The 1,384-nt window shown below is 32.8% G+C and carries 2 protein-coding genes; both read right to left on the reverse strand.

From position 1 onward, the window contains the following. Window positions 1-93 precede the first annotated feature (93 nt). Complete coding sequence (locus AC3II9_RS21430; protein WP_489158715.1) at window positions 94-573, reverse strand: hypothetical protein; 480 nt, start codon at window positions 571-573, stop codon at window positions 94-96. A 29-nt stretch (window positions 574-602) separates the two neighbouring features. Further along, window positions 603-1,196, reverse strand: coding sequence for a DUF4879 domain-containing protein (locus tag AC3II9_RS21435; RefSeq protein WP_489158717.1), 594 nt, complete (start codon window positions 1,194-1,196; stop codon window positions 603-605). Window positions 1,197-1,384 lie beyond the last annotated feature (188 nt).

The raw sequence follows: 1,384 nt of genomic DNA on the forward strand, positions 1-1,384 counted from the left end.
AGAGCAAAAAATATTTTGCTCTCCATACACTATCTAAATTAATGAAACTGGTAATACGTTGCTTTTATATTTTAAGTATTATTCAACCAGCTCTTATCTCTCTAATTGTTGTAAAATGTTAAGTATTTTCTTTTTATCTGAATGGCCAATTAAGTTACCATACTGGAGATCTTTTATAGCTCGTGCCTCAAACTCGGCAATCCAATCCCTTTTTCCCATCTCATTCGCTACTGTTTCATACATATCAAAATTTGGCGAAACTGAGCCTTTCGTAGCTGCCTTTATAGACTGCGTCGCTCGACCATAGTCAAATGTTAAAATAGCAACATCCACTAATGAAATCTCCCCTACTGAGTATAAGGTATCAGCTATATCTACAATTTCTTCAAATGTCGCATTTCGCACATCATACTTACTTGAAAGTTCCTCATAAATATCTTCATTCGACTGATTCTCGATTTCATTATCTTTTGAGCTTACTGTTAAAGGTGCTTTTTCGTAATTTACATCAGCTTGTGATGATTTAATTGAAGGATAGTAGGATGACATACTTCCTAAGGACTCAATTCTCATACAATACCTCGTTTCCGAAAAACTCAACTTTATTTAATATACATATTGTCAGACATTAAGTTCCATGGATAATTTGTAGATGTATTTTGATAATTAAATGTCCCATTTTCATAACCATTTGCATTCCACCACACATACCAACCATCAACTATTTTATCGCCATTTCTGTCTATAAATTGGCTTTGTTGCTCTTTTAAATTAATTCCATTTAATTTAGCTGTTCTAAGATATCCATACCCAAGTTCTTCTGTCACAATGTACAATTCACCTCCACCATGATCTTGGAGAGTGGATGTCTGATTTGCACTAAAGTACTCATATGTTGGATAATTAGTCGATATCGCTGCATAAACTTGTAAATACGTTAAAGGTGGTGCAGGGGCATAAGGTGTAATACTGAAAGTATCTTGTAATTTTTGCTGTTGTTCATATTCCTCAGGCGTTAAATCAATAAATTGCGCATTTGGATATTCATCTCGAATGGATTCTAAAACGTGCTCTTTAAAAGATTCTACTTGTAGAGAATCCACTGTTTCTTCAGAAGCCGCTGAAACCTTTTCATTTGTTACAAATAAAGAAAGAGATAATGCTGCACCTGCTGCAAATGTAAAAAACTTTTTCATTTTCATTCTCCTTTAATTTAAATTAGATATAATAAAACACATCTAAATCTAGATATTACATGGAACTAAAAATACATTTTTTACCACATATTTAATAAATATCATTCATAGCAATTTCAATAAGCCTACTAGATACGTTTCTTTAAATTGTACTTTACCTGCTATAGCAAATGCATCACACCCGGGTT

Source organism: Lysinibacillus sp. RU7, assembly GCF_057837305.1.